General features: G+C 51.4%; 31 protein-coding genes. 6 read left to right on the top strand and 25 right to left on the bottom strand.

The genetic code is table 11. The features are described from left to right. Nucleotides 1–9: 9 nt before the first annotated feature. Nucleotides 10–588: a recombinase family protein gene (locus GC090_RS03160; RefSeq protein WP_058702291.1), complete on the bottom strand. Its 579-nt coding sequence runs from the start codon at nt 586–588 to the stop codon at nt 10–12. A gap of 61 nt (nt 589–649) precedes the next feature. Between GC090_RS03160 and GC090_RS03155 the strand changes: the two genes are divergently transcribed. Beyond that, on the top strand, nt 650–1,183 hold the full coding sequence (locus GC090_RS03155) for a phage tail protein (protein ID WP_324020841.1): 534 nt from the start codon (nt 650–652) through the stop codon (nt 1,181–1,183). Between the two features lie 661 nt (nt 1,184–1,844). On the opposite strand, the gene GC090_RS03150 is transcribed toward GC090_RS03155, so the two are convergent. The 17 genes from GC090_RS03150 to GC090_RS03070 form a co-directional block, all read right to left on the bottom strand. Next, the gene (locus GC090_RS03150; protein WP_324020839.1) at nt 1,845–2,441 is read right to left on the bottom strand and encodes a tail fiber assembly protein; all 597 of its coding nucleotides are present in this window, start codon (nt 2,439–2,441) and stop codon (nt 1,845–1,847) included. Next, nucleotides 2,441–3,520: a phage tail-collar fiber domain-containing protein gene (locus GC090_RS03145; protein WP_324020837.1), complete on the bottom strand. Its 1,080-nt coding sequence runs from the start codon at nt 3,518–3,520 to the stop codon at nt 2,441–2,443. The genes GC090_RS03150 and GC090_RS03145 overlap by 1 nt, the downstream gene beginning before the upstream one ends. Continuing rightward, the gene (locus GC090_RS03140; RefSeq protein WP_033739917.1) at nt 3,517–4,125 is read right to left on the bottom strand and encodes a phage tail protein I; all 609 of its coding nucleotides are present in this window, start codon (nt 4,123–4,125) and stop codon (nt 3,517–3,519) included. Before GC090_RS03140 ends, GC090_RS03145 begins: the two co-directional genes overlap by 4 nt. Continuing rightward, nucleotides 4,118–5,026: a baseplate assembly protein gene (locus tag GC090_RS03135; protein WP_033739920.1), complete on the bottom strand. Its 909-nt coding sequence runs from the start codon at nt 5,024–5,026 to the stop codon at nt 4,118–4,120. The genes GC090_RS03140 and GC090_RS03135 overlap by 8 nt, the downstream gene beginning before the upstream one ends. 3 nt (nt 5,027–5,029) lie before the next feature. Further along, nucleotides 5,030–5,380: a GPW/gp25 family protein gene (locus GC090_RS03130; RefSeq protein WP_324020835.1), complete on the bottom strand. Its 351-nt coding sequence runs from the start codon at nt 5,378–5,380 to the stop codon at nt 5,030–5,032. Beyond that, complete coding sequence (locus GC090_RS03125; protein WP_033739923.1) at nt 5,377–5,961, bottom strand: phage baseplate assembly protein V; 585 nt, start codon at nt 5,959–5,961, stop codon at nt 5,377–5,379. Before GC090_RS03125 ends, GC090_RS03130 begins: the two co-directional genes overlap by 4 nt. A gap of 91 nt (nt 5,962–6,052) precedes the next feature. Further along, entirely contained in the window at nt 6,053–6,523 is a 471-nt protein-coding gene (locus GC090_RS03120; RefSeq protein ID WP_324020833.1) for a phage tail protein, read from the bottom strand. Continuing rightward, nucleotides 6,453–6,728, bottom strand: a complete 276-nt coding sequence (lysC, locus tag GC090_RS03115; protein ID WP_226374589.1) for an Rz1-like lysis system protein LysC — start codon at nt 6,726–6,728, stop codon at nt 6,453–6,455. Before lysC ends, GC090_RS03120 begins: the two co-directional genes overlap by 71 nt. Then, entirely contained in the window at nt 6,610–7,044 is a 435-nt protein-coding gene (gene lysB, locus GC090_RS03110) for an Rz-like lysis system protein LysB (RefSeq protein ID WP_324020831.1), read from the bottom strand. Before lysB ends, lysC begins: the two co-directional genes overlap by 119 nt. Continuing rightward, nucleotides 7,041–7,550 (bottom strand): lysozyme, encoded by a 510-nt coding sequence (locus tag GC090_RS03105; RefSeq protein ID WP_033739928.1) that lies wholly within the window; start codon nt 7,548–7,550, stop codon nt 7,041–7,043. The genes lysB and GC090_RS03105 overlap by 4 nt, the downstream gene beginning before the upstream one ends. Beyond that, a complete protein-coding gene (locus tag GC090_RS03100; protein WP_033739930.1) occupies nt 7,534–7,758 on the bottom strand; it encodes an HP1 family phage holin in 225 nt (74 codons plus the stop codon). Before GC090_RS03100 ends, GC090_RS03105 begins: the two co-directional genes overlap by 17 nt. Nucleotides 7,759–7,763: 5 nt before the next feature. After that, nucleotides 7,764–7,967 carry a tail protein X gene (locus GC090_RS03095; protein WP_033739932.1) on the bottom strand — a complete coding sequence of 68 codons (204 nt, stop codon included), beginning with the start codon at nt 7,965–7,967 and terminating at the stop codon, nt 7,764–7,766. Nucleotides 7,968–8,623: 656 nt separating this feature from the next. Next, the gene (locus GC090_RS03090; RefSeq protein WP_072021722.1) at nt 8,624–8,818 is read right to left on the bottom strand and encodes a hypothetical protein; all 195 of its coding nucleotides are present in this window, start codon (nt 8,816–8,818) and stop codon (nt 8,624–8,626) included. Between the two features lie 200 nt (nt 8,819–9,018). Beyond that, complete coding sequence (locus GC090_RS03085; protein WP_324020828.1) at nt 9,019–11,121, bottom strand: replication endonuclease; 2,103 nt, start codon at nt 11,119–11,121, stop codon at nt 9,019–9,021. Beyond that, on the bottom strand, nt 11,118–11,345 hold the full coding sequence (locus GC090_RS03080) for a TraR/DksA C4-type zinc finger protein (RefSeq protein WP_006118222.1): 228 nt from the start codon (nt 11,343–11,345) through the stop codon (nt 11,118–11,120). Before GC090_RS03080 ends, GC090_RS03085 begins: the two co-directional genes overlap by 4 nt. Beyond that, on the bottom strand, nt 11,345–11,563 hold the full coding sequence (locus GC090_RS03075) for a DUF2732 family protein (protein WP_006118223.1): 219 nt from the start codon (nt 11,561–11,563) through the stop codon (nt 11,345–11,347). The genes GC090_RS03080 and GC090_RS03075 overlap by 1 nt, the downstream gene beginning before the upstream one ends. 66 nt (nt 11,564–11,629) lie before the next feature. Further along, entirely contained in the window at nt 11,630–11,998 is a 369-nt protein-coding gene (locus tag GC090_RS03070) for a hypothetical protein (RefSeq protein WP_033739936.1), read from the bottom strand. 426 nt (nt 11,999–12,424) lie between these two features. On the opposite strand from GC090_RS03070, the gene GC090_RS03065 reads away from it, so the two are divergent. Beyond that, nucleotides 12,425–13,009: a phage repressor protein CI gene (locus GC090_RS03065; protein WP_006118225.1), complete on the top strand. Its 585-nt coding sequence runs from the start codon at nt 12,425–12,427 to the stop codon at nt 13,007–13,009. Between the two features lie 90 nt (nt 13,010–13,099). Here GC090_RS03065 and GC090_RS03060 read toward each other — a convergent pair whose 3' ends face one another. Beyond that, nucleotides 13,100–14,644 (bottom strand): methyl-accepting chemotaxis protein, encoded by a 1,545-nt coding sequence (locus GC090_RS03060; protein ID WP_006118226.1) that lies wholly within the window; start codon nt 14,642–14,644, stop codon nt 13,100–13,102. A gap of 910 nt (nt 14,645–15,554) precedes the next feature. Here GC090_RS03060 and GC090_RS03055 point away from each other — a divergent pair. From GC090_RS03055 to GC090_RS03045, 3 genes are all read left to right on the top strand, one after another. Then, nucleotides 15,555–17,483, top strand: coding sequence for a methyl-accepting chemotaxis protein (locus GC090_RS03055; protein ID WP_324020826.1), 1,929 nt, complete (start codon nt 15,555–15,557; stop codon nt 17,481–17,483). A gap of 279 nt (nt 17,484–17,762) precedes the next feature. Next, complete coding sequence (locus GC090_RS03050; protein ID WP_033739939.1) at nt 17,763–18,020, top strand: hypothetical protein; 258 nt, start codon at nt 17,763–17,765, stop codon at nt 18,018–18,020. Nucleotides 18,021–18,145: 125 nt separating this feature from the next. Continuing rightward, the gene (locus GC090_RS03045) at nt 18,146–18,343 is read left to right on the top strand and encodes a hypothetical protein (protein WP_033739941.1); all 198 of its coding nucleotides are present in this window, start codon (nt 18,146–18,148) and stop codon (nt 18,341–18,343) included. Between the two features lie 105 nt (nt 18,344–18,448). Here GC090_RS03045 and GC090_RS03040 read toward each other — a convergent pair whose 3' ends face one another. The 4 genes from GC090_RS03040 to GC090_RS03025 all read right to left on the bottom strand — a co-directional run bounded on the left by GC090_RS03040 (nt 18,449) and on the right by GC090_RS03025 (nt 20,079). After that, nucleotides 18,449–18,721, bottom strand: coding sequence for a biofilm development regulator YmgB/AriR family protein (locus GC090_RS03040; protein WP_058702158.1), 273 nt, complete (start codon nt 18,719–18,721; stop codon nt 18,449–18,451). A 131-nt stretch (nt 18,722–18,852) separates the two neighbouring features. Further along, the gene (locus GC090_RS03035) at nt 18,853–19,122 is read right to left on the bottom strand and encodes a hypothetical protein (RefSeq protein ID WP_324020824.1); all 270 of its coding nucleotides are present in this window, start codon (nt 19,120–19,122) and stop codon (nt 18,853–18,855) included. Between the two features lie 134 nt (nt 19,123–19,256). Next, the gene (gene ycgZ / locus GC090_RS03030) at nt 19,257–19,496 is read right to left on the bottom strand and encodes a regulatory protein YcgZ (RefSeq protein WP_033739954.1); all 240 of its coding nucleotides are present in this window, start codon (nt 19,494–19,496) and stop codon (nt 19,257–19,259) included. 277 nt (nt 19,497–19,773) lie between these two features. Then, on the bottom strand, nt 19,774–20,079 hold the full coding sequence (locus GC090_RS03025) for a hypothetical protein (protein ID WP_033739956.1): 306 nt from the start codon (nt 20,077–20,079) through the stop codon (nt 19,774–19,776). 742 nt (nt 20,080–20,821) lie between these two features. On the opposite strand from GC090_RS03025, the gene GC090_RS03020 reads away from it, so the two are divergent. Further along, the gene (locus GC090_RS03020; protein WP_033739960.1) at nt 20,822–21,064 is read left to right on the top strand and encodes a biofilm development regulator YmgB/AriR family protein; all 243 of its coding nucleotides are present in this window, start codon (nt 20,822–20,824) and stop codon (nt 21,062–21,064) included. 608 nt (nt 21,065–21,672) lie between these two features. Here the strand turns inward: GC090_RS03020 and GC090_RS03015 are convergent. After that, entirely contained in the window at nt 21,673–23,772 is a 2,100-nt protein-coding gene (locus GC090_RS03015) for a sensor domain-containing phosphodiesterase (RefSeq protein ID WP_226375587.1), read from the bottom strand. 331 nt (nt 23,773–24,103) lie between these two features. Beyond that, nucleotides 24,104–24,343 (bottom strand): hypothetical protein, encoded by a 240-nt coding sequence (locus GC090_RS03010; RefSeq protein WP_033739962.1) that lies wholly within the window; start codon nt 24,341–24,343, stop codon nt 24,104–24,106. Nucleotides 24,344–24,545: the final 202 nt, after the last annotated feature.

Raw genomic sequence — 24,545 nt, 5'->3', positions numbered from 1 at the left:
TTATTCCTGTTAGTTACTACTGTGATCGGTGGGTTTAGTGGCGTTGACTGGAAGGTAGCGATACAGGGTTTTGACAGAAATATCCAGCACCAGTGCCACCTGGTAACGTGTGGCGCCGTTCGTCAGCATTCTTTTTGCCCGCTCCACGACGTCCGGCGTCATAATGCGCCGCCGCCCACCAATGCGTCCTTTCTCTCGCGCAGCGGAGAGGCCCGCTCGCGTGCGTTCAACGATTAATTCACGCTCCATCTCCGCCAGGGCGCCCATCACATGAAAGAAAAAACGTCCCATCGGCGTGCTGGTGTCGATGCTGTCTGTCAGGCTACGGAAATTGACCCCGCGTTCACGCAGCTCCTCAGTGAGCATGACCAGATGACGCATGCTGCGGCCAAGCCGATCCAGCTTCCACACCACCAGAGTATCGCCCTCTTTTAACGTCCTGAGCGCCCGCTTTAGGCCTGGTCGTTCGCTGGTCTTACCGCTGATTTTATCCTCAAAAATCTGTTCACAATTTGCACTCTGCAAGGCATTCCGTTGTAAATCGGTGTTTTGGTCATTTGTTGACACCCTGACATAGCCAATCAGCATCGTTTTTCCTCTGGTAAAAGGTGGGGAGTTTGCCATTGTGCAGGTTACAGGGGCCAGGGGTTTGTTTCGTGGAAACCTCGGTTTAGGGGAAGGCTCTGCTTTGCCGGTTGGCGTGCCGGTTCCCTGGCCGTCTGAAGTACCACCATCAGGCTGGTTGACCTGTAATGGTGATACTTTTAGCGCAGCTGATTACCCGCTTCTGGCGAAAGCCTATCCATCACTTAAATTACCGGATTTACGTGGAGAGTTTATTCGTGGCTGGGATGGTGGTCGTGGTATCGATAATGGAAGAGGGATCTTAACATCGCAGCAGTCTACGACCCTCAGAACAGCGATGCTCGATTATTATAATCAGGACGCAACGGGCGCTAATGGTGTAGTCGGGCTAGGATTCAAAAATGAAGACTCATTATTTGATATGCAGCAATCTGACTTTAAAATGCCAGATGGAACTAACCCGAATAATTATGAAGGCGCGATTTCAGACAATGGTATGAGTTCAACCATTATTACCTCTATAAAATCTGGAATATCCAAAGGTATAACTACCAGGCCACGCAACTTAGCATTCAATTATATAGTGAGAGCTAAGTAATGACTTATATACATCCTGCTTTAGAGTTCTGTTTAAGAGATAATGAAAGCTGGGTAAGGGGCTGGCAAAAAGTATGAAGCCTGTATGTCAAATGTCGACAAGCATTGATAATGTGTTATTGAATGATACTAAAATATTATATTGCACCGAAAGATTGCAACTTTCTTTTGTGATATTAGCGGCAATATAAAGTCGAAATATTATCTTGTTTATCATATGATAATCCAGTAAAAGCCGTCGATGTATCGACGGCCCTGGAATATTAAAATTTATCCGTCTCGGCTTGAAGTTGACATCGAAATAATTACAGATGCAAGGATATTTATGCATCTGTAATTTGCAGGAGGGTTATTTTTAGTTGAACATCTTCCTGTGGAATAAAGTGGCTGGATTTTTTAGTATAAAAAAAAGCCCTGGTTACGCTCACTATTGAAAAGATAAATCATTAATTTTTTGAGATGACGTTGACTTGATTCTGGAATTAATCTACTCGAAGAATATTTCAATGGAAAATAATTGTTATATTTCTACAGTTTCAAATGGCCTAAAAGACAAGTGGGTTTCTATTGTTTCCCTGTCCAAAGAGTGAAAAATTCTCATAACCAAGCTGAGTTAACAGATAGCGAGCCTCGCTATCTGTCATTCTTGAGGAACACTTTAATTATTCCGGTTTTTGCGGCCAGTTAACTTCAGGTGCCGTCGATACATCGACGGCTTTCACTGCAGACTTGTATGCCATCCACGCTGATAGTTTTGCTTTGTCATTATCGCTAATGTCACCAAGCAAAAGTTCAATCTTCCAATCGGAGATTGTCTTATCGATACTATTTAAAATATCTTCTCGATGTTTTTCTGCATTTTTTTTATCGGCTTCATGTTTAAGCGAAAAATCCTCAGCCCAGTTTTCACCATCCCATTTACAGTACTCTGAAGCTGGAACTTTTGAAGTTGTATTGGTTGGGTAATCACCCAGTTCAGTTATAATAAATGATTCTCCTGTCTCAGTGTTGTAGACAGTTTCACCGCGATGATCACTAATATATTCCCATGCAGAAAGGTCTTTAGTTCTGCAAACCTTCATGCCCTCTTTTTTTTCTAAGGGAGCATCGACACATGAATTAGCAGGAAGTCCTACTCCTTTAGCAAGGGTTTCAGTGATAGTTGAAAGATATTCACGAGAAACACCATCATAATTATAAACACTAATTTCCCCATAGTTAATAGCTATGAGATTTTTATCCAACTGAGCTCTTAACATTACGCAGCCCTCAAAATATAATTAAATGCAATATTGCGTGGTCTTGTTTCATTGCCGCCAGTATTTTCCATGAAAATATAAGTCCAGGCTCGCAAACCATTGACATTATTTGCCTCAGCGTTTTCGTTATTTTCATCCGTGTACGCGATTATCTTGTCCGTAGGCGTACCATACTCATTTATAAATCTGTGATTATGGGACTTAAACATATCATCTTGGGAAGAAAGCAAGCTACGTGAGCTGTCGATGCCTCGACCATCATCCCATCCACGAATAAATTCGCCGCGTAAGTCCGGCAATTTTAACCCAGGATAAAGTACAGCCAATTTAGGGTAGGTTGTACTGGTGAATGAGGCACCATTCGCTTTGACAAAAACCATTCCAGCCATTGATGCAAACAGTTCATTGGGCATTTTTGAATGCGGCCATGCAAAAGGGGAGCCAATGAGTGGAGCACCTTCTCCCAAACCGAGGTTTTTGAGAACCTCCGCCACCAGCCCCGCATCTTTAATCTCTGCCAGCGCTTTAGCCGTTTGCAGATACTGGCTATGAGGGTTTGTCGCATCGACATGCTTCTTCATCACGTCGTCGGTATAGGCTTTCACTTCGATGACTTTGTCATCCACATACTGGCGCGTGGCCAGCACCACCGAAGGATCAATCTTTAATGTGACGGCACTGGTGCTGTTCACGATCAGAATCATGCGCACGGTCTGGGTACGGCCGCTGCCTTCCTGAAGTTGTGGCTTATAAGTTTCAGCGCAGTTTGCCACCGCAACCATAACGCCATCGGCGTCATACAGGCCAATTTCGCGGATCCAGAAGCCGCCTTCACCTTCAGGGATAATCTGCTCAGCAATAATCTGGCTGGTGTTCGCGGCATCCACCTTCAGTGAATTCAGTGCGGCGCGTCGCTTTTCGCCGACCAGTTTGGTCTGTGCAGGATCGGGCGTGGGCAAAGTGCCGCCGCCATCCCCCACCGCCATTTGGGTGATTTGCAGTTGGGTACCCAGGGCTGCGGCATTGGCCAGCTTAGCCGCGCCCTGATTGGTCAGTATGGCAAAATATTTCGTTGTCATGCTCTCACTTCCGTCAGGTCAATAAGATGGACCGCTGCGCCGGTGTAACCGGAACCGCCTGCGGTGATAACTTCAGGTGTATAGGGATAAACGGTAAGCTCATCGCCACTGTAACTGGCGGCCGCAACAGGAACGGTGCCGGTGCTGTCCAGATTGATGGATAACCCCGTCAGATGACGGCTGACCGGCTTGGCATCGGCAATTAATCGCTCCAGCTCGTTGTACATAGCCTCAGTGATACCGGTTTCCAGCACGCCCACGTCCAGGCGGAACGTGCCCGGCGCTTCGTTGGTGTTCCACCATTCCTTGATGCGGATTAGATAGCCAAGCGGCTCCACCACACGGCGCAGCGATCCAATCGTTCCCTTGTGCTTATGGATGTATTCCGATGCGGCAACCACGCTGCGCTTGGTGCTTTCGCTCCAGCCTGAATCCCAACGGTCAACCGACCAGGCCCAGGCCAGATAAGGCAGCAGCTCGACCGGGCAGGTCTGAGCATTCCACAACATGCGCATCGGCGCAGGGATGGCCTCCAGCGTTGCGCAGGCTTCCGCCGCCGCCACTTCCAGTGCCGAAGATCCGGTGGGCAGCAGGCGTTTACTCATCAGAACCTCCTACCGTGATCTGATAACCGGTGCAAAACGCCGCCTGGGTTTTATCCAGCACCACATCCGCAGTCGGCTGCGCCAGTTCGACACGCTGTACACCTTCGACGTGCAGGGCGGCGTAAAGCGCAGACTTCCGGATATCGCGGCCCAAACGTGCCTGGGTGTTCACGAACGCCTGCAGTTTTGCTTCTGAGGCAGCGCGAATAGGTTCGGCTTCGGGGCCGGGATAGAGGTACAGCGTGGCCTCGACGCGATAATCCACAATCTGAGCCGACTGAACAGTGACGCGGTCGGCGACCGGTCGTACATCTTCATCGTTCAGGGCGGCATCCACGATTGCCAGCAGATCGTTATCCGCCACGCCGTTGCCTTCACGTGACAGCACGGTAATGGTGACGCTGGCAGGAGACGGACTGATGGCGGAAGCATCGGCGACGCGTCCGTCGGCACTCCGCGCATGAAACTCATAGGCACCCGATGGCCCTGCCACACTCAGCCCCTCAAAGGCGGCAGCAATGCGGGCGCGAAAATCTTCGTCACGCTCCATTACGGCTTCAACAGGCGGCGTGGCGGTAGGATCTGCAGGGGTCAGTACCAGCCGCGTCACGCCGTTATTCGCGCCCAGTTGATCCAGATCGCTGCCGTTGGCCCAGGCAACCATCACCGCCTTTGCCGCCTCGTTAACGCGCTGGCGCAGGATAACTTCCCGGTACGCGTTCTCCTGCAGGAGCTTCACCAGCGGATCCGACTCCAGCGCCAGTACGCGAGCAACCGACGCCTGCTGGTCAGCAGGATAGAGCGAAATCAATGTCGCCTTGCGTTCCGCAAGCAGCGTTTCATAGTCCAGCGTTTCCACCACATTTGGCGCAGGCAGCTGGCTCAGGTCGATAGTAGGCATGATTCAACTCACAGGGACGGTTAACGAAAAATCCTGCGCGGTATCCGCTCGGTTGCCGGTGATTTCCACCTCCATCCCGCCGTTAAACGCAGACTCAAAATTGATGCCGCTCAGGCTGATGCGCGGCTCCCACTGCAGCAGCGCCATATAACAGGCCGACATGATTTGCAGACGCAGCGTGTCGTTTTGTGGCTGGTCAATCAGCGCCGACAGTAGCGAGCCATAATCACGGCGCATCACCCGCGACCCGAGTGGCGTGGTCAAAATGTCGCGCACGGATTGTCGGATGTGATCCAGCTCTTCCAGCGTCGTACCCGTTTCGCGGCTCATACCGCTGTAGCGTGCTGTTGTCATAATGGCGCTCCTGTTGTCCCACCGCTGTCGCCCGGATGTTGGTGCGTATGCAGCACTTTGCCATTGGAGGCGAAACTGCCGCCGCTGTGCGATACGTCGCCCTTCATGGTGCCGCCCTGTGTGACTTCCAGCGTGGCGGTTTTGAGTAACGTTGTGCACTCCACCTCGGGCGTATCCAGCAGGATTTTAACGGCCGCCTTGAGAGTGGCAGTCTGGATCCCCTCCGCTTTTAGCGCGCCGGTCTGGGGCTCATATTCAATAACCGCCCCATCGGGAAAGGAGCAGTGCAGCGCATCCGCAGAGGCCGATGGCGCCGGGCTGGCATCCGAAAACACACCGGGCAAAACAAAGCCGCTGTTCAGCTCGCCGCCCAGGCTCATGATCAACACCTGCTCGCCAACCGAAGGGGCATTCCAGGTACGGGTGCGTCCCGCCCGGGCTGTCAGCCAGTGCAGCCAGTCAGTGGTGTTATCACCGGTCTTTACACGGCAGGTGCCCGCCTCCAGATTGACGTCGGAGACAGTACCGATGCGGACCATGTTGCGCAGCAAGCGCTTGATTTCTAATATTTGCTCGTTCATGGCAGTAGTTTCACGTTGCAGGAGAAAAGCAGCAATCGAATGCCGTTTACTCAGAAATGACTAAACAGCGCCTCAGCAACAGCGGCAGTGGCTATGCCTTCCATTCGCTGACCAGCTTGCCTTTGATATACAACTGCCAGGGCCGCGCATCGTTTTCTGGCAGCGCAGGTTCCGGCAAATGCGTGATGTGTAATCCACCTTCCTGCTGCTCAACCCAGACACGTTCGGTCAGCTGGAGCGTGACCGTCACGGTGTGCTTCCCCTCGCCCGTGGCATCGAGCGTGAAGGTAAAGCCGGTGCGGCGTTTTTCCTCCGACACCATGATGTCGGGCTGGTTTTCCCGCAGCCAGGTCAGCACGGGCACCATGATCAGATCAATATCGTCGGCATACTGAGTAATGACGACAGCCAGCTGAAAGTGGTATTCAAACGACAGCGAGCTGGCGAGGGTGGAGACCAGACTGCCGGACTGAATATCGATGGTCAGGTTGTCAGGATTTTGCTGTAGCAGCGGAACGCTGTTTATCAGCACCTGACGGAGTTGGGTTGCTTTCAACATCATGCTGCTCCTGGCACGCTTTAATCATCTCTACCTGCAACCCGCACGATGCGAGCGCAGCCTCTAACTGGCGGTTATCTGCCGCCAAATCACCCTGCGTTTGCAGGCGGTTCTCCGGGATGGGGCAACTGGTCACGCGTGGACAGCCAGTCCAGATAATCTCGGGCATTGCTGAAGGCGGGACGGCTGTGCAGCCGGATAACGTCAGCAGGCAAAGCAGTCGCACTCCAGGTACGTAAAGCGGGATTCGCATCGGTTTCTCTTCTGATTGTCGTTTCGCGGTTCAGCGCCTGAGCGCTGGCCTGGTTTTGCTGTAGCCGCAGTTCGGCCTCACGTTTTCGGCTGGCCTGACTATCCCGGTTGAGTTGATCGATGGCCTTCTCCCGGTTGCTCAGGTCGGCGGCCAGCGCCGCGGCCTTGTGCTGTGCCTTGTCCAGCCGCGCCTCGATGACGCTGAGACGCCAGCCGCCGGCCCCCAGTGCCGCAAGTAACGTCACGATCGCAAACACCATCAGTCGCATCATCCTGCCCCCTTCAGGCACCAGGCCATTTCACGCTGGCGACGGTTATCCAGCCCGGCGTTATACGTCCCTTTGACATAGACCCAGCGTCTGAGCTGCAGGCAGGCATCGCGCCAGCGGCCACGGTTAATGAAGCCCGCCAGCGTGGAGTTACAGGCGGCATGCACGCCGACGTTAAAGCCAAAGGACACCACCGCGTCGTAGACCTCGGAGGGCATGTCACGTGTCATGCACTGATCAATGCCGCGCTCAACGCGCATGACGTCATAAACCAGGTTGACTGCCGCCTGGCGCTCGTTCACCACGCTGGCAGGCGTAACGCCCTGCGTATGGCCAATGCCGTTAGTCCAGACGCCGGCGCTGCACTGATAAGGTGACGTGCGGCACCCTTCGGCATCAGCAATCAGCCTGAGTCCGGCTTCGGAGGTTTTTAGCATCTTGATTTGCGGTAGCAGTGCGGCCATGGCCAGCACGGCGACGACGGCACATCGCTTAGCGGTCTGGCTCAAAATTCAGCCCCTTAACGTTGCGCTGCTGCAGCTCGTAGGTTTTGCGGCGGTAATACCAGTTGATAAAAAAGGTTGCGACATTGATGCACATCGTTAACACAGCAACGCCAGAGCCCACCATAAAAGCGATATCCTGTGGTGTGTGACGTCCAAACCACATCAGGACAATCCCGATGAGGTAATTAATCAGAGAACTGATTTTTTCCATTGGCACTAATCCCACAGATTGAGCGTCTCACCAGTAGCCGCCTGGGGCAGATCCGGTAAGACCACTTTGCATCCGTGCGGTAAGGTTGGGCCTTTTTCTGCCAGGCCAGGATTGGCGGCATAAACCTGTTCAACCGCCTGCTGCGTGCGTCCGTAATAACGCCAGCAAATCTCATCAACCGTTTCTTCCTGTCGTGCATAAATCAGCATTGATTGGCCCCTTATGAGCATAAAAACCATGGTTGGCTGGGCGAAATATTGTCAGCGGTAGCCTGCATTACCGGCACCGCATCGCCAGGCCATATCTCCTGTAGCAAAAGCAGGTTTCATAAAGCTCAGGCCATGCGGTAAACAGGGGGCATGTGCTCAGCGCGGCCTGCGTTGCCAGCGCGCGACAGGAGTAGTGTCTGCTTCAGCAGCGCATTGCTCAACGCGGGAGCGCCCGCTCAACAGTGAGCGGGCAAAGGCAGTAAAAATGGGATGACTCCGGCTAAAAAAACGGTAGGAAGGAAGAAAAGCGCGCGTTTTAACGATGAGGTTCCATGACCGGAAGAGGCAATAAAACGGGAAAGGAAGGTGCGTGTTTTAGCCGTGATGATCCGCAGGCGGAAGAGGCAGCGAAACGGGAAAGAAAAGTGCGTGTTTTAACGATGAGCGTCTGCGGCCGGATGAAGCAGTGAAACGGGAAAGGAACGTGACAACTGCCTGGCGTTTTTTGTGGCCTGACATGACAGAAAGGAACGCTAAAGACCGATCGAAGTGAAGGTCTGTTTGCCCGGACCGCTGCCCGCGCCTGAACCCACATCATCCTTTGGGTGGGCTCAGGCGACGGACAACCCGCTGACGTTACAGTGAGAACGCCGGCATCATGGTTTTTTTAAAGGCGTAGCCGAAAAGACAACGGAAAATCGGTTATCGGAAAGGGTGTAGTTAGCTGCGAGTTCAGCAATCAAATTTAACGCAATTTCCCTGTCTCGTTCGCCGCAGGCCCCTTCACTGGTGAGCCTGGCGATAAGCTCAACGCGCTCAAGCATAACTCGCTCATGTAATTCATTTCCCACAATTCCCTCCCCCAAAATAAACACTGTACATACATACAGTATCATAGCATTGATTAACTGTGGAAGCGTTTTAAGATAGTTGGTAAAAAATTATATCATGTTGATAGGCATCAACTTTTATTAACCTTCCCTTAAGACAAACCTGCGGCACTGACCTGCAGAAGCGTAAGAAAAATCAATAGATTTTCACTGTTTATAGTTTAAAAATCTGGCCTTTTAACCCGCCTGTTTTCGTCCGGATCAGGCCAGGCCTGCCTGTCACGATAACGCGGCGGTACCGTCAACGCTGTCCGGCTGTCCGGCTTAAAAACCGTGCCGGAGAATGCGACAGACTGGGTTGTGTGTGGGCACTGAAAAGGCTTCTGACCTGTACCGTTCCCGAACCCGACTTTATTCCGCGCCTCCGCAGATAATGTCCCGCTGTCAGAAAGAAGATATGCCTGAGACGTACAGTTATTAACAGAACTCCAAGACCGCAACGCCGGCTGCGGTTTTTGGCCGCCCTCTTCTTCAGCGCGTTTAGGCACAACTTTCCATGTTTTCAGCCGGGTCAACACGGGCACGCCGGGCCCTGTCGCCGTGGCATAAACACCTTTAATCGACTGCGTTTCCTCACCAAAGGCATTACAATTTTCATCGGGCTGATACCAGACACGCACGGTAAGTGCGTCACGTTTAACGAAGGGGCCGCCCTGGGCATCGGTGTACGCAGCCCATTGACCGGCATCAGCCGCAGCATGTACGGCAGCAAACGCCTCGCCCGCACCATGAGCGCTTTGCAGATCAGCCAGGCGGCGCAGTTCGCGATAAACCGTGACGGGAGCACCGCCGATAAACTGAAACTGGCGGATGCGCCAGCGGGCCGCCCAGGCCGAGACGGCCATCGCCGTTTCCTTCAGCGGCTTTCCGCTTTCATGATCCCGCTCACCTTCGAGCGCATAACCATCAATGTTTTTTGCTACGTATTTAGCGATATAGCCTGTCGCGCTGCCTTTTGCTGGATCAATGGCTTCCGCATGAAAACGCGCTTTGCATGCGCGGGCGCTGTTCAGCTCATCGCTGTCCTGCTGGCAGGCATAATCACGCAGGATCTCACTTACCCGACTGACGTCCTCAGGGCGCATAAACATCAGCATGTGCCAGTGCGGTGTACCATCGTGATGAGGCTCAGCAACGCGCAGACCAAAAATACTGATGTTATTTCGATGCAGTTTGGCACGGACTCGCTGCCAGAGCGTGCAAAGATAGCGCTGCGTGTCCGCCGGGCTGGCCCCGTTCCATTTCGCATTGCGGTGGCCCGTTTGCAAGGTGGCGTGATAGCGAGACGGGGCGGTTAAAGTATAAAACTCCGCCCGGAAGCCCATATTTTGACAAAGGGTTTCAAAGCCACGAATGCGTGTCATGAGTTCCGCACGACGAATGGCTGGATTGGCCACACTGCCGTCATATTTTTCGATCAGGCTGATGCGGTTCCCCTCCTCATCTTCCAGATCCATACTCTGCAGGAAGTCACGAGTGCGTCGACGCTGTTCCCGCCATTCCGCAACCGCCATCGGGCTGGCATAAGGTGACCGCTTTTTGCTGACGTTGGCTAAGGCAATATGCAGATGTTCTCGCCAGAAGGCGCTGAGACGACGCAACTGTCCTTTCCACCATTTCTCTGCCTGCATACGCAGGATGGCGGCGGTAACCTCGTCGGGACAGAAGAAGCGAGTACTGACCGTTTCCCAGAGCGGTGGCGTTTGTCCCAGCTCACGGGTGATGATAGCCGCGGTTGTGTAAAGGTGATGGACATAACGGTAATCCGTCCTGTCACTGATGCTGGCATGCAACTGCACCAGTTCTGCATGAATAAAGCTGGCAATATCGCCCGCGAGTAAATCAACATCAGCACGGGACATATCCGGCAGGCGGTTAAACCGCTTCATCAGTTCCCACAATGTGCCGGCCGCTCTGGCTGCACCTTGCGGGCACGACAGCGTTCGGGATAGTTGCGCCACGATGCCGGGACGCATGGCATGCAACTGGTAGCGCTGGTTGACTGACTCAACACGCGGTAATGTACGCTCAACAAAGGTTTTTGCTAAGTACGCATTAGCCCGGGCTGTGCCCTGTTGCTTTTCAAGTAACGCCATGCGACGCCGGACGTCCAGTTGCACCATCCTGGCCTGGGCATTAAGGGTTTTCTGCCCATGCAGCCACGCCGCAATCAGGCGATCGCGGTGTTGCTGCTGGTCATAAGTGGGATACGGGCTGGCAATCGCCAGCCGGGGGGCATTCCACGGGTAAGCAAAAGTCATCATCGCGCCTGTCCGTGGTGAAGACGTGTGCGTAACTCGCAGACTTCCTGACAGGACAGGCAGCGGGTGACACCCTGAACGGCGCGACGGCGCGCCTCGGGAATCGGTGCATCACACTCTTCACAAAACGAAGCGCTGATTGCCACGGGCCGTTGCGTGACCTGGGCAATATTGTGCGCCAGGATTTCTTCGCTGCGCTGCTGCGCGACATCAATGGTATCGGCCATCAGCGCAGCGCTCCTGATTCGTTTTCATAACGTTCAGCTTCGTTGCGCAGCAGTTCCGCAGCCTCAATGCCGTTTAATGTCTGACGCGTAATATGCGCCGCCATAACATTCAGCCGTCTGGCGACCGCCAGTGCGCAGGCTTTTCTTTCGTTATCAAGTAGTTTGTTAAGGGTAAAGGTTGTGGCGTCATTCAGTGAATGGGTTTCGCTGTTCATCATTTCTCTCCAGATTTTGGGCAAAGTCATGCCCGACGGGTTTACGTCATTGCGTTACGATTAGGTGGTCTATTCAGGCAAAAAGCAGTCCGCCGTTGAGAACTGTCGCGGCAATATCTTTCCCCAGCGCGCCAGCTTGTTCATCGCCATGATGATGCGTTCACGACGTAACTGATCGAAACACTCGAAAGGTTTGCCAATATCTTCCTGCCTGAAACTGCCGGGCCAGTCACGATTGACCAGCGTTAAAACACAGAATTTGAAATCGTCATTTTGGTGATTGAAGTACCGCAGCGCAGGGTTACGGTTGCTGTCGCGCAGCAAACGCCAGCGCTGACGAAATTCATCAAAGGTCATCTTTTCGCTGCTGCCGTTGTCAAAACGCGCTTCAGCATGCGAAGCGGATAGCGGGCTTTTTATCTGGACGGTGCGACTCATTGTTTTCCTCCGATAAAGTTTGCATCGGGTTTGACTGACCAGTCGCCACCGTCACTGACATCATGGTGTCTGTACCTGATGACGGATTCGCGCCTGTCTCATCGCTGGCTTTTGTTAAGCATTAAGCGAAACGGTAATAAAACTGGCCTCAGTGTCAGCACGACAAGGCGTTAAACCACTTTCACTCACATCTTGCGCGCAATCGCGGCGCTTACCGACACAATCGCCCTTGTTGCCTTATCTCACCGGTGCTGACCGTTACACGCAGACAGGTGAGCGACGCGATAAGGTTCCGGCATGACGATTGTAAAAATGGGCCTCATCAGGCAAAATCTTTCGTTATCTGATAAAGCCGCCTGCTGCTGCATCAATCAAAGGCTAACTAAAACCGGAGGATACTTAGACTAAATCTAAGTGTCAATGAAAATGAGCGTTTATACTAATTTCAAATTTCCGAACTCGAGCGCTGAAGCTCTGGATCGCGTTGTCGATGCCTATGGCTTTACCATGAAAATGCAGCTTGCAGATCACCTTGGAATTGCCGCAAGCAGCCTGTCTGCACGCTATAAACGTGATGTTTTTCCGTCAGATATCGTTTTGCAGTGCGTTATGGAAACGGGGGCGGACTTGCAATGGTTGATTACGGGTAAAGGAAGTAAGTTCTCAGAAAGCAAACCTGACACACCGACACTGATTAGAAAAAAACTAATCAGCGGAAAAATCGAGGATGCGGGTTATGTGATGCTGGATAAAGCCTTATATGCGCCCCTGAAGCAGGAACCGCGCAACGCTTTTTTACTGTTGGCCGAAACCACGCAATACATCATCGATACTGACTTCGAAGATATGCATGACGGCGTCTGGTTGGTCGAAATTGAAGGCACAGCCAGCGTCAGAACGCTGACGCGTATTCCGGTCAGGAAAGTCCACGTCAGCGGGATTGGCGTGGCCTTTGATTGTGGAATTGATGACATCAAACTGATTGGCCGGGTTGTTCTGACCATTCAGTGACAGGCCTGATCGCGGGGATGTCCTGTCGTGAGGCTGGAGACACCAGACTCTGTGATATAAAAAAGGGGCGTTACCGCCCCTGCTAAGCGATCAAACCTGAAATGCTTCAACCATGCCGCGTAAGGCGTGCGCCTGCTCTGACAGGGAGTGCGAGGCGGATGAGGATTCTTCAACCAGCGCCGCGTTATTCTGGGTGACCCCATCCATCTGACTGACGGCGACGCTGACCTGCGAGATCCCCTGCATCTGCTCTGACGAAGCCATTGATATTTCATCCATCGCGCCCGCCAGTGCATTGACCATGCCCACGACCTTCAGAATACTTTCTCCGGTCCCGGCGGCGACATGAACGCCGCTATCCACCTGTTCCACCGCATGTTCGATCAGTTCTTTGATCTCTTTTGCGGCAGTGGCGCTACGCTGTGCCAGGATTCTGACCTCGCCAGCGACGACGGCAAAACCGCGCCCACCCTCGCCCGCCCGCGCTGCCTCAACCGCCGCATTTAACGCCAGGATATTGGTCTGAAACGCAATACTTTCAATCACGCCTGTGATGTCGCGTACTTTTGTCGCGCTCAGGGCGATGTCATTCATGGTATGAGACATCCGCTGCACTTCGGACTCGCCGCTGCGCGCCAGGGTTGCAGCCTCGCGGGCAACGGTAGCCGTGTGTTGTGCACTGGCCGTATTGCTCTTCACCGTGGCGGTGAGCTGTTCCATACTGGCCGCCGTTTCCTGTAGGGCGGCAGCCTGCTGTTCTGTACGTGATGACAGCTCAGTATTGCCCTGAGCGATTTCATCGGATGCCGAGGCGACCGATCCGGCGGTCTCTTTGATTTGGCTAACCAGACGACGCAAACTGGTCTGCATATTCGCCAGAGAGGCGAGCAGACTGGTTGAATCGTTGGCACGCAAGGTGACCGGTGCGGTTAAATTGCCGCCGGCAATCGCCGCAGATAATGCCTGCGCCTGAGCAGGTTCACCACCGAGCTGACGCATCAGCACGCGTATAATCATATACCCCGCTGCGACGGAAACGACCACCGACAGAGAGGCAAGAATCAACAGAATCAGCGTGGCCCGGCGCACATTTTGACTGGTGATTTCAACGGACTTTTCACTGTCTTCCATTTGCAGCCTGGTCATCTCTTTCAGCGACTCAAGTAATTGCCCTTGCAATGGCCGAACCGTTTTTATCAGATAAGACGTCGCGTCCTGCTGCTTGTTTTGTAAGCCAAGCTGGCCGGCATGTTCCAGCGCCGCCAGCACCGGGCCCTCGCTACTTACTATCTTATCAAAGGCCTCTCTGGCCTTTGGCGTTGAATCTCTGGCAACCATTGCAGCCAGACGCTCACGGTTCTCTATATAGCTCGCTTTTTGCGTGACAATACGTTGCCACTCTCGCTGCATTTGGTCGGGATCCGTAATCAGGGCAAGGTTACGCACAATGACGGCCATGTCACGTAACCCACCGTACATGTCCATCCCCACACGGTATTTCTTCATTTTGACATTTACGGCTTCATCCATGCCGTTACGGGCATTATTCATACCGGTATAGGCCACTGAGGTGCAGATAATAAACAGCGTAATTAAAAGGCCGAAACTCATCGTCAGGCGCGTTGAAATTTTCATTATGGACTCCCTGCTTATGGTGAAAAACAGGTATCGGTTAAAAAAGTAAAATCCACAGTAAAAATTAAGAGCCCCGTAATAAAAAAATAATAAGCAATTGATAATTATGGTTTTTTAATAAAAACAAAAATAATTTGACGAATATTAAATCTTAAACTAAACGAGAAGAATTTCATTTAGAAAAAGAGAATAAAACATTGTATTGGTTACTTTCTGGCGATAAGAAAAAAATATTCAATCTTGGTTAACAGGGAACACTCACCGTTTGCCGCTGCGGCGTCAGAGCGTGCACCACTTCTTCACTGTAAACAGTGCTTAAGCGCAGGAAAACACGCAGGCGATGACGCACGCAGCGACACAAAACGCGTCACAGGGATTGCAACACAACCCTCAGCTTCGGAAGCGTCTTGCGGGAGTAAGCGGAATGTATGTTTAACCGGTCCTGAGCACGTGGCGATACTCATCGTAAGTCATATGACTTTAATTATCTGACCAGAATATTACCCGGTAAAAGCCCCTGGAAGACTTTATTGTTGGCTAAAAAAATAAGGACCGCCATTATCGTCACCCCTCAGGATAACTTTAATTTTTTTTCATTCTTTGGGATCGAGGCTGCTTTTTTATAACAAGCATCCCATATATACCTATTTATGATTAGATGAAAATTAAAAAAGAAAAATAATTTGGCTTAGCCACACTGAAAAGAAAATTTAGTGAATCTTTAACATGATAAACAGAAGAATGCACTCTATACTGTCTTTCACTGTGAAAAATGGGCCTCGTCCTGCCGTTAAATCAAACAGATCGTTGATAATAAGCGAAAAATTTCCATTCTATTACAGTAAAAACATAACATAATTATATTTTGATGATTTTATCAAAAGACACCACTCCACCTGGACCGCAAGTAATGAAAAACATTCTCGACAAACTCGGCCTGCCGACAAAATTTCTTATCCTCGGTATTTTTGCTCTGGTTTTATTTATATTACCTACCTATCTATTTATTCAGACGGGTAATGAAGCGATTAACGTAAAAACACAAGAGTTACAGGGCGTACCGATCGAAAAAGATATCCTGACATTACTTAACCTGATACAGCGCCATCGTGCGGAAAGTGCCATCGCTATTTCCCAAAATAAGCTGGATAACGCGCCACGCGTAGCGCTGGCTTCTCAGATCGATGCAATGTATGAAAAAATAGCCTCTGAATTGCGTCAATATGATGCCAGCGCACAACCCACTCAGCGTTTTTTAAATGTTCAGACCGCATGGTCACAGCTACAACAGGACGTGTTAACGGGGAAGTTAACGCTGTCGAGCAGCCTGACGCATCATGCCCAACTCATTCAAAACCTGCTGGACACGAATCAAGACATTCTTGATTTGTATAGTCTATCTTTAGATGCCGACCTGAATACTTATCAGCTTATCATGAGTATTTATGGCCGCCTGCCAGAGCTGACCGAAACGCTCGGGCGCATCCGGGCAAGTGGTACGTCCATCATTGCGGCGGGGGATAAAGCTGACGAATCCTATCGTGGCGCCATGGAATATCAACTTGAAGGCGGCCGAAATGCACTGGAAAAATTCAGTAATGTACTGAATAAAGCCTTTACCGTGGAGCCAGGACTGAAAACTGACTTTGCCGCGCAGGCGCAGGACGCCTATCAACGTTCGGCCAGCGTACTTAAGATGGCGGAAAACGTCTTTATCACGAAAACCGTGCAGATTACGCCTCTGGACTACGTAAAAGACTTTACCCAGGCGATTAACGCCTATAACGATCTTGACACAAAACTCAGCCAGCAACTGGCAATCACGCTCAACGATCAAATCGATCAACGTCGTCATTCGCAGTATATCCTGCTGGCCGCATTACTGGTGTTAGCACTCATAGCAGTCTTTGTGGCGTTTATGATTAGTCGTTCGGTCACGCGCCCTGTAAAAGAGGCGGTGGCAGTGGCCAGTAAAGTTGCAGCGGGTGATCTAACCACCGTAATAACGGTATCGGGCAATAATGAGATCGCCGAACTGCTGAATGCCCTGGCGCAGATGCAGCTACGTCTTTCGCTGTTAGTGACCAGTATTAAAAATAACGCGTCAACCATTGCCAACTCGTCGGAAGAAATTGCGATGGGTAATAACGACCTCTCATCGCGTACGGAGGAACAGGCCGCCTCGCTGGCTGAAACCGCCGCCAGTATGGAGCAACTGTCGTCCATTATTAAACAGAATGCCGATAACACACGTTACGCCTCCGATATGGCCGTATCGGCGACTAATGCGGCCTTAATGAGTGGTGATGCGATGAACGCTGTCATGGCGACAATGCAGAAGATGCGTGGCAGCTCAAGCCAGATTGAGGAAATCACCGCCGTCATTGACAGCATCGCCTTTCAGACTAATATACTGGCGCTTAACGCCGCCGTTGAAGCGGCTCGCGCCGGCGAACTGGGTAAAGGATTTGCCGTAGTAGCGGCCGAAGTGCGCGCGCTGGCGCAGCGCTCAGCCGGTGCCGCCAAAGAGATTAAAGGTCTCATAGAGCAATCCGTCGTTCAGTCGAATGAAGGCTTAACGCTGGCGCAGGATGCGGGCAGCAAAGTTAAGCAGAGCGTAGAGGCCATAGAGCAAACCTCTCAGCTGATTCGCGATATCTCATCATCGTCTGAAGAGCAGAGCAGCGGCGTAAGCCAGATTAATATTGCCGTTAACCAGATGGATCAGGTGACACAGCAAAATGCAGTACTGGTTGAGCAGTCGGCGTCATCCGCAGATGAACTGGCAAAACGGGCCAGTGATTTGCGCGACATGGTTTCTGTGTTTCGTACAGCCTGACCGCCTGCTCAGTTAACCGGCGATGCAGCAGCATGACCGCCAGAGCCCGGCACTGCCCGGGCTGTTTCTTTGGCAAAGATGAAAAATACGTCAATGTGCAATTGAATGATTGCTCAAAGAAACTTATTCTGTTGCCCGCAAAAAAAAGCCAGTAAAGGTTTTCGGTGCCATTGCAGTGCCGCCTGCACATCCGTGCAGTCTCATTTTGATGCTGAGCAAACCCCCACTGGAAAAACCTGTGCTAATCTTTCGGTCTCAGAACCGCCTTCCGGGGAGTATATGAATAACGTTTTTGACGAAAAAATGACGGACATCATCATCGGAGAGATGGTGACGCAGCTACTGAATGAGGATGCGGCAATTTCCTGGCGCCTTCTCCTTGAGCGGCTGCAACAGCTTCTGGATACCGAAAGTGATGAGGTACGCATTCGCGCAGCATTGCGGGCCATTGAAGAAATCCGTGCGGAGATGATTTCTCGTCCGGCTGAATCGCAAACGACAGAACTCGGTGATCTCAGTATCCATCACCTTCATTAAGTCGCTGCCAGGCAGCGGCTTACCCCATTTTCTGAAAAACGCTTTGCACGAGTAAGCGCCTTGAAAGGTATTCACATAACCGACGCGCTGATTAATAAAGGCACGTTTTCGCTGACGGAGGTCGAATGAGTGATGACACCGCCATGCAAGACATCTATACCATTATTGGTACGATAGTTGCGCGTTTGCTTAAACCCGATGGCGAGCTCCATCTTCAGGATATTGTCAGTTCACTGCATAATTACAGTGAACAGAGCACAGAGCAGCTTGAAAAGAAAGCGTGTCAGGAAGCGATACGCCTGCTTTCCCGACAGTTTCATTAAGATGATGAAGCACCGGACTAGCGGTGGTACCGATACCGCTTTATCAGTACAGGGCGATGCGCTTTTATTCCATGACAGATTCAGCGAGACCGCGCAGGCTGTATCTTACGCATCGTCCCTGGAGGATGTTCGCCCCACAACAATTTCCAGGCAATGGCGTAACACGGCCAACTCATTGCTATCTTCCGTGCATTCCAGTTCGGCAATCAGACGTATGATGATGGCCTTACTGGTCACCTTTTGCCCCTGAATGACGATGTCACGAATCACCGCATCCAGCACTGCATTTTCAGCCTGAAGTGTGTCACCCGCACGGCGAAAGAGATGCAGTATTTCTGCTTCTGTCGTGTTTTGCTCAATGTCGATAGTATTCGGCATGATGATCTTCTTAATCTGTATCTGTGAAGGTAAGTGACGTCATACTGACTGTTCAGTGCTGCAATCCTGCGTGCATACCAGCAACCGCTGCGTTTTTACCCTGCATGCATCGCCCTGAAGGCCGCCCAGACTTAGTGCTTACGACTGTTGTCCGGAATGCTCTGACCAAATGCCAGTACGGTGGCATCAATCGGGTCACGTGCGGAGGCAAACTCGTTGCGAACTTCCGTAAGCGCCATTTCAATAGCCTCGTGCCGCTCGTCGTGAGTTTCATCCCGGAGAATGATCTTAAGTCTGTTTGCCAGTGTCGCACCACTGATGGTGTCATTGCTGTCAAGCAACGCGGTAATCGCCTCGCCCATGACAATTTCAATAAGTTTCTCTTGTTTATCTTTTTGCATACCCGCATTCCTGATGACATTGTGCCCCTGTAACCGGGCAAACCAGCCTCAAATGCTCAGGCCTCTGGTGACCTGCTTATTTGACCAATCAGATTACTGCTGCGGGACGTGAATGCACGTGTGCGTCGCAGTGTTCAGCGGTCAAAAAGCATACTGATCAGTTTCTGATAATGTTGCTCTTCAAGCGGACTGGCCGACTGACTCAGTCGACGAATCAGCGCGCTACAAATGGCCTTACGGTTAAGGCTTTTGCCTGCATGAAGGATCTCCACGATGACCTGACCCAGCGTCGCTTTTTCGGAAGGGAGCGTGTCGTTGCCAAAGTAACGGGCAATATCGTGAACCGTATTGGACGTATTTTCGTTCTGACGCATCATGAATCTCCCAAATGAGAAATAGTATAAACGTTAGTCAACGCAATGTTCACTAAACTTATACAACATCTGGAAAATTGTACAGGAATTCTCTTAACTGGCTGGCAGGGTTATTGTGCATAAAGTGCTATATCATACTTAACAGTCACTTGCGTAAATATCAGAAAGCTAACCGTCTTACAGCGTTGTGATTACACCACAGGGCAGAGGCGAGGCGGTAAAGCAGAGGCAGAGAGGTCATTGATTACCTTTTCTTGACTAACTTGCCAACGTTTGGCTATGCACGGTCGTCATCCTCTTCCGGATTAAGACGAATAACATTTTCATCTGTTTTTCCTTCCTGACTGGCTGTCATTAACCAGCGCAGGCCGGAATCCCTCCTGACGGGTGAAGGTCTGAACTGCTTTAGCCAGCGTCGCGCCGAAAAAATATCGGCTAATCTGTTATCACAGGTTTCTGACTCGGCCATCATATTGAGCTCCGCAATGAGTGTATCAATACTAATTTCTTTCTCACCAAGGGCAAGATTGACCACCGCTTCGCCAAGAATGACATGACTTTTCTCATCGTCGTGAAATAACACTTTACGCTCCTCAATCGGGCAATTAATCACTATTGTTTTTCACATTCTAGTAATAATCAAACAGATGACAAAAGCCTTTTTCTGCCGAAAGAATAGTAGCCTGAAGTGATAAAAATGATACTTTTGAAATGCCTGTTTTAACTTAATGAATTGCAATAAATTTATTAAATTCCTGGCCTGAATGCTGTCTGATAAAGACTATTCTGAATATATCTACAGTACGCCTGACAACACCTGCAGGCCTTGCCAGGCCTGGCCCGGCGTTATGCGTGTATTTTCAAAGGCACGTAAAGACAGATATCCGTCAACGTCGAGATATTATCGTTCAGCATTTTGTAAGAGCAGTATTAATATTTTTTGTTGTGGCGCTGATGGTTATACTTCCTGGCGACTGTTTACGCCCATGAATAAAACCCTGCTAATGATGATGTTATTCTCTTCGGTAATGCTTCGCACTAAAACGTTATTATTAACGTGCGCCATGCCTGTGCCTGTTCATTTAGCGGCGTTTATGCTCTTATCACAGACTGAAATATTCACGCACAATGGGAAGCCAGTCGCCGCTGTCAGCCAGCTCTGAAGCGCCAGTGCCCGCCTTACATATCGCCGCTTTACCCTGCCAGATCTAAGCCAGACGGCTGGCAACCTTTCTCTCGCCAGTAATCGGTAATACTGCTGTACAGCGGCCCCCAGGATCGGTTAACTTGCGCACAAATACTCCTACTCAGCTTCAAGGAACACTATGCGCCAGGACGGTTTGCCGCCCTCAGGAAAAACCAGCAATCTGGCCCATTATTTCAGCCAGATTGATCACCCACATCAACTTGAAACACTTGGCAGGATCGCAGTCGAAATTCTTCGGGAAAATAAGCCTGTGAGTCGACGCATCATCTGTCTGAAGCTGATTGGTTGTCTTGAAACGGCAACGAATGAGGACGATGCGTCACATTATCGTGAACTTCTGACGCTGCTCTTCAGGCAATAAACGTTACACGCGCCTGCTTACCTGCCTCTCGACTCACCATTACCACGCTGACGTTAATGCCCTTCCCTCTCTTACTCTGTCCTCTGTCGTTATGCACAGGAAACGGGCTGTCGTCAGCGCTGGCCTGCAAGCAGGTTTTACGGCCTTCCCTGACGCGTTGAACGTGCAACAGAGAGGCAAGGCGCTGTTTAAAGTGCAAAAAAATGCCCGAACCTCGTTAAAGGGCCGGGCCGGAGTTCTCAGGGAAATCCTAAATGACTTCCAAACAGCGTTATTACACTAGTTCACGCTTTGGATTGTCGCCACCCGGGATCAAATAAATTTTCTCTATACCTGAAATGCCTCTCTCTTTTTTTGCGGATAAATGCCCTCAGACCGCTTAAAACCTGCGTCGCGTCACGTTTTCACAAACGTGTCATCGGTTCGCTCAATCTTACTGGCACAGGGCCGATAATCTTAGTGTGAGTTGATTATCACAATGATTGTCCTGACAAACGTTGCTCACTTCGGCATCCTCGCGGTGCCGTTTTTTCTGCCTCATCGGTCAGGACAGCGTCATCTTCGTTAACGCTCAGGACCCTGAGCGTTAACTCCAGAAGAACAGCAAATCAGGGTTGGGGGCAATTGAGCGGCGTAACATAAAGCTTTTCGAAGCGAGGCGCGCTGACGGGTGCCCCCATCTGTTTGCCCTGTAAAATGTCACATGCCGCAGCACAAATGAATTCATGCTGTGCACGGTTCTCAATGCCTTCAGCCGCGACCGTGATGCCCATATTTTTGCCTAACGAAGCAATCGCGTTAAACAGCAGTCGGGCTTTGTTGCTCTGCTCAAGTTGGCCCGTCAGCGATTTATCTATCTTGAGACCGGCAACACAGCGATGCTGCAACAGGCTGAGCGAGGCCAGGCTGCGACCAAAATGGTCGATGATAAATAACGCCCCTGTATTTTTAACCGCATCCAGAACCTGTAATTTTGTCTCATCGGCGTCGGTAAGCAGCGGTTCATCGATTTCCAGTTCGATAAAGCCTGCATCTTCTCCGGCACAGTGACGGATAACATCGGCCAGGCCCGTTTCCAGCAACTGACGTGGGAACAGATTAATACTGACACGCAAGGCAGCGTGTTGACGCCGCCACTGCTTAATTTGACTGACAGCGGACTGAATGATCCACTCCCCAAGTTTGACTGACAGCGGACTTTTAATCAGCATATCAATAAACTCAGCGGGAAAAAGGATGCCACGCGCGGGATGCATCCAGCGCACCAGTGCTTCGCAGCCGATCAATGTCCCATCGGCCCCATTAAAACGCGGCTGGTAATGCAGAACGAACTGATGCTGACGTACCGCAGCTTCCAGTTCACGCTCAAAACGGCGTCGTCCCTGTTCCGCCTCACGAAATTCAGGCTGAAAGAGAACAGACTGGCCTTTCCCGCGCGCTTTGGCGCGGTACAGCGCTAAATCGGCGGCTGACATGACCGATGACGTGTCGGTGCCATGTAAGGGAAAACAGGCCACACCGGTGCTGGCTCCCACCGTCAGCACCGATCCCATGTAATCAAATGGCATCTGGATGGCCGCAGTGAGTATATGCGCTATCCCCATGGCCTCATCGCAACCATTGGGTAGCAGGACAATAAACTCATCGCCGCCAAGTCGGGCTGCCGCAATCGCATGGGTACAAACCGCGCGAATCTGCTCAGCCACATGGCACAGCAAGGCATCGCCTGCGGCATGGCCTAGTGTATCGTTCACCTCTTTAAAACTGTCTAAATCCGTCATCAGCAAGGTATAAGGTACGCCGGATTCCGTCAGCTTACTGAGTTGGGTCATAAACGCACTGCGGCTGGCAAGACGCGTCAGCATATCCAGTGACGCCAGCTCACACAGTCGCGCCTCGCTTTCATAACGCAGCGTAACATCACGGATAATCATGCCGACATAGCGTTCCTCCCCTTCGCGCCAGCCCGAGAAAGAAACTTCTGCCGGAAACTCTTCACCGTTGCAGCGTTTCCCCCAAATCTGCAGAGTACGAGGGACTGCGATCGCGTCATCGTCATGCTCAAGCCGATCAAGTTCGTTGCGGTAGTCGGTCTGGCAGCGTTCCGGGATCAGTCCGGCGACATATTTTCCCATCATTTCGCTGGCGTCATAGCCAAACATGTTGGTCGCGGCAGGGTTCCAGAATGTAATCCCGCGATTCAGATCGGTACAAATAATGGCATCAGGCGAGGTGACCGATATGGCTTCAAGCCGCTGCTGACTGGCATGGCGCAGCACCTCCATACGATGAACCTCCATGCGGTCCATCACCAGCGCAGCCAGATCGGTCAGGTTCTGACGATCCGTTGGACTCATTGCAGGGCGGGGATGATTATCGGTCAGACATAATGTCCCAATTCTGTGCCCGTCGGGCGTAATCAGCGGGACGCCAGCATAGAATCGAATATAGGGATAACCCAGCACCAGCGGGCTGTTACAGAAGCGGGGATCGTTGAGTGCGTCAGGCACACAAAGAATCGAGTCACTCTCAAGCGTATGATGGCAGAACGCCACGCTCCGCGAGGTTTCAGTAATCTGCAGACCATAGCGAGACTTGAAAAACTGGCGTTTTTCATCAATCAGCGACACAAACGCCACCGGCACGCTAAACAGTCGCGCGGCCAGAATCGTCAGGCGATCGAACGCTTCATTCGGCGGCGTGTCCATCAGGTGATACTGGGCCAGCGCACGCAAGCGCGCTTCTTCAGCGCCGTTTTCGGTTGAGTGCTTCAGAGTATGTCCTCCTGAGGTCGTATACTGTGGCCGGGCATCTCACAGTAAAAAGAGGACGCCTGCAATCAGACAGAACCAGGTAAACGTCATCTGCCAACCTGAAACCGCAACAAAGGCCCGCCTGTACAGCAAAAATCCCAATCTCAGTCATCTGCTCTGATCACGGGATCGCCTTTAACTTCGACCCCGTTTTTACTGTTATCGTCCTCTCAGAGATGAACTTCATAGTCTGAGGCTGCTTATCTGTGTAAAACGGTAAAAATCGCTATTTTTTGGACTGTGGCACCAGTTCATAATAGGGATGCTTGCCTGCCAACAGCAGCAGCAATTCATACTCGCCCTGACTCAGTAACGCGACTTTCGCCGTGGCTTCTTTTGTCTGCCAAGCGCGCAAGCTAAGATCAAAGCGTTCGGCTGCGCCCTCCTGTGACAGACCTGCCGCAATACGCAGCTCCCGGACGTTATTCTGGACGGGCACGGGCCGTCGGACGATTGAATTTCCCAAACCAGGCTCCCTGTTGTTGACTTAGGGTAACAGTGCCTTAGCGCAGCCCGTATCGGTTCTCTCACACGGTCATCAGCCACCGCCGCAGCACACATTTCATAAGAATACTTAATCTTAACAGGGGAAATGTCAATCGAGGGAAGGCCGTTCTGGCAGGAATTTTATGGGTCCGAATCTATGCTTTGATCAACTTATATCACTT

The organism is Pantoea sp. JZ29 (genome assembly GCF_035190385.1).
Lineage (GTDB): Bacteria > Pseudomonadota > Gammaproteobacteria > Enterobacterales > Enterobacteriaceae > Pantoea > Pantoea stewartii.
Note: the sequence above shows the minus strand (reverse complement) of the source record. Positions and strands in the feature narration are given on the sequence as shown.

Coding starts and splice junctions, on each gene's coding strand:
- GC090_RS03160 (WP_058702291.1), bottom strand. CDS start 588: ATGCTGATTGGCTATGTCAGGGTGTCAACAAATGACCAAAACACCGAT.
- GC090_RS03150 (WP_324020839.1), bottom strand. CDS start 2,441: ATGTTAAGAGCTCAGTTGGATAAAAATCTCATAGCTATTAACTATGGG.
- GC090_RS03145 (WP_324020837.1), bottom strand. CDS start 3,520: ATGACAACGAAATATTTTGCCATACTGACCAATCAGGGCGCGGCTAAG.
- GC090_RS03140 (WP_033739917.1), bottom strand. CDS start 4,125: ATGAGTAAACGCCTGCTGCCCACCGGATCTTCGGCACTGGAAGTGGCG.
- GC090_RS03135 (WP_033739920.1), bottom strand. CDS start 5,026: ATGCCTACTATCGACCTGAGCCAGCTGCCTGCGCCAAATGTGGTGGAA.
- GC090_RS03130 (WP_324020835.1), bottom strand. CDS start 5,380: ATGACAACAGCACGCTACAGCGGTATGAGCCGCGAAACGGGTACGACG.
- GC090_RS03125 (WP_033739923.1), bottom strand. CDS start 5,961: ATGAACGAGCAAATATTAGAAATCAAGCGCTTGCTGCGCAACATGGTC.
- GC090_RS03120 (WP_324020833.1), bottom strand. CDS start 6,523: ATGATGTTGAAAGCAACCCAACTCCGTCAGGTGCTGATAAACAGCGTT.
- lysB (WP_324020831.1), bottom strand. CDS start 7,044: ATGATGCGACTGATGGTGTTTGCGATCGTGACGTTACTTGCGGCACTG.
- GC090_RS03100 (WP_033739930.1), bottom strand. CDS start 7,758: ATGGAAAAAATCAGTTCTCTGATTAATTACCTCATCGGGATTGTCCTG.
- GC090_RS03095 (WP_033739932.1), bottom strand. CDS start 7,967: ATGCTGATTTATGCACGACAGGAAGAAACGGTTGATGAGATTTGCTGG.
- GC090_RS03085 (WP_324020828.1), bottom strand. CDS start 11,121: ATGATGACTTTTGCTTACCCGTGGAATGCCCCCCGGCTGGCGATTGCC.
- GC090_RS03080 (WP_006118222.1), bottom strand. CDS start 11,345: ATGGCCGATACCATTGATGTCGCGCAGCAGCGCAGCGAAGAAATCCTG.
- GC090_RS03075 (WP_006118223.1), bottom strand. CDS start 11,563: ATGATGAACAGCGAAACCCATTCACTGAATGACGCCACAACCTTTACC.
- GC090_RS03070 (WP_033739936.1), bottom strand. CDS start 11,998: ATGAGTCGCACCGTCCAGATAAAAAGCCCGCTATCCGCTTCGCATGCT.
- GC090_RS03065 (WP_006118225.1), top strand. CDS start 12,425: ATGAGCGTTTATACTAATTTCAAATTTCCGAACTCGAGCGCTGAAGCT.
- GC090_RS03060 (WP_006118226.1), bottom strand. CDS start 14,644: ATGAAAATTTCAACGCGCCTGACGATGAGTTTCGGCCTTTTAATTACG.
- GC090_RS03055 (WP_324020826.1), top strand. CDS start 15,555: ATGAAAAACATTCTCGACAAACTCGGCCTGCCGACAAAATTTCTTATC.
- GC090_RS03050 (WP_033739939.1), top strand. CDS start 17,763: ATGAATAACGTTTTTGACGAAAAAATGACGGACATCATCATCGGAGAG.
- GC090_RS03045 (WP_033739941.1), top strand. CDS start 18,146: ATGAGTGATGACACCGCCATGCAAGACATCTATACCATTATTGGTACG.
- GC090_RS03040 (WP_058702158.1), bottom strand. CDS start 18,721: ATGCCGAATACTATCGACATTGAGCAAAACACGACAGAAGCAGAAATA.
- GC090_RS03035 (WP_324020824.1), bottom strand. CDS start 19,122: ATGCAAAAAGATAAACAAGAGAAACTTATTGAAATTGTCATGGGCGAG.
- ycgZ (WP_033739954.1), bottom strand. CDS start 19,496: ATGCGTCAGAACGAAAATACGTCCAATACGGTTCACGATATTGCCCGT.
- GC090_RS03020 (WP_033739960.1), top strand. CDS start 20,822: ATGCGCCAGGACGGTTTGCCGCCCTCAGGAAAAACCAGCAATCTGGCC.
- GC090_RS03015 (WP_226375587.1), bottom strand. CDS start 23,772: ATGGACACGCCGCCGAATGAAGCGTTCGATCGCCTGACGATTCTGGCC.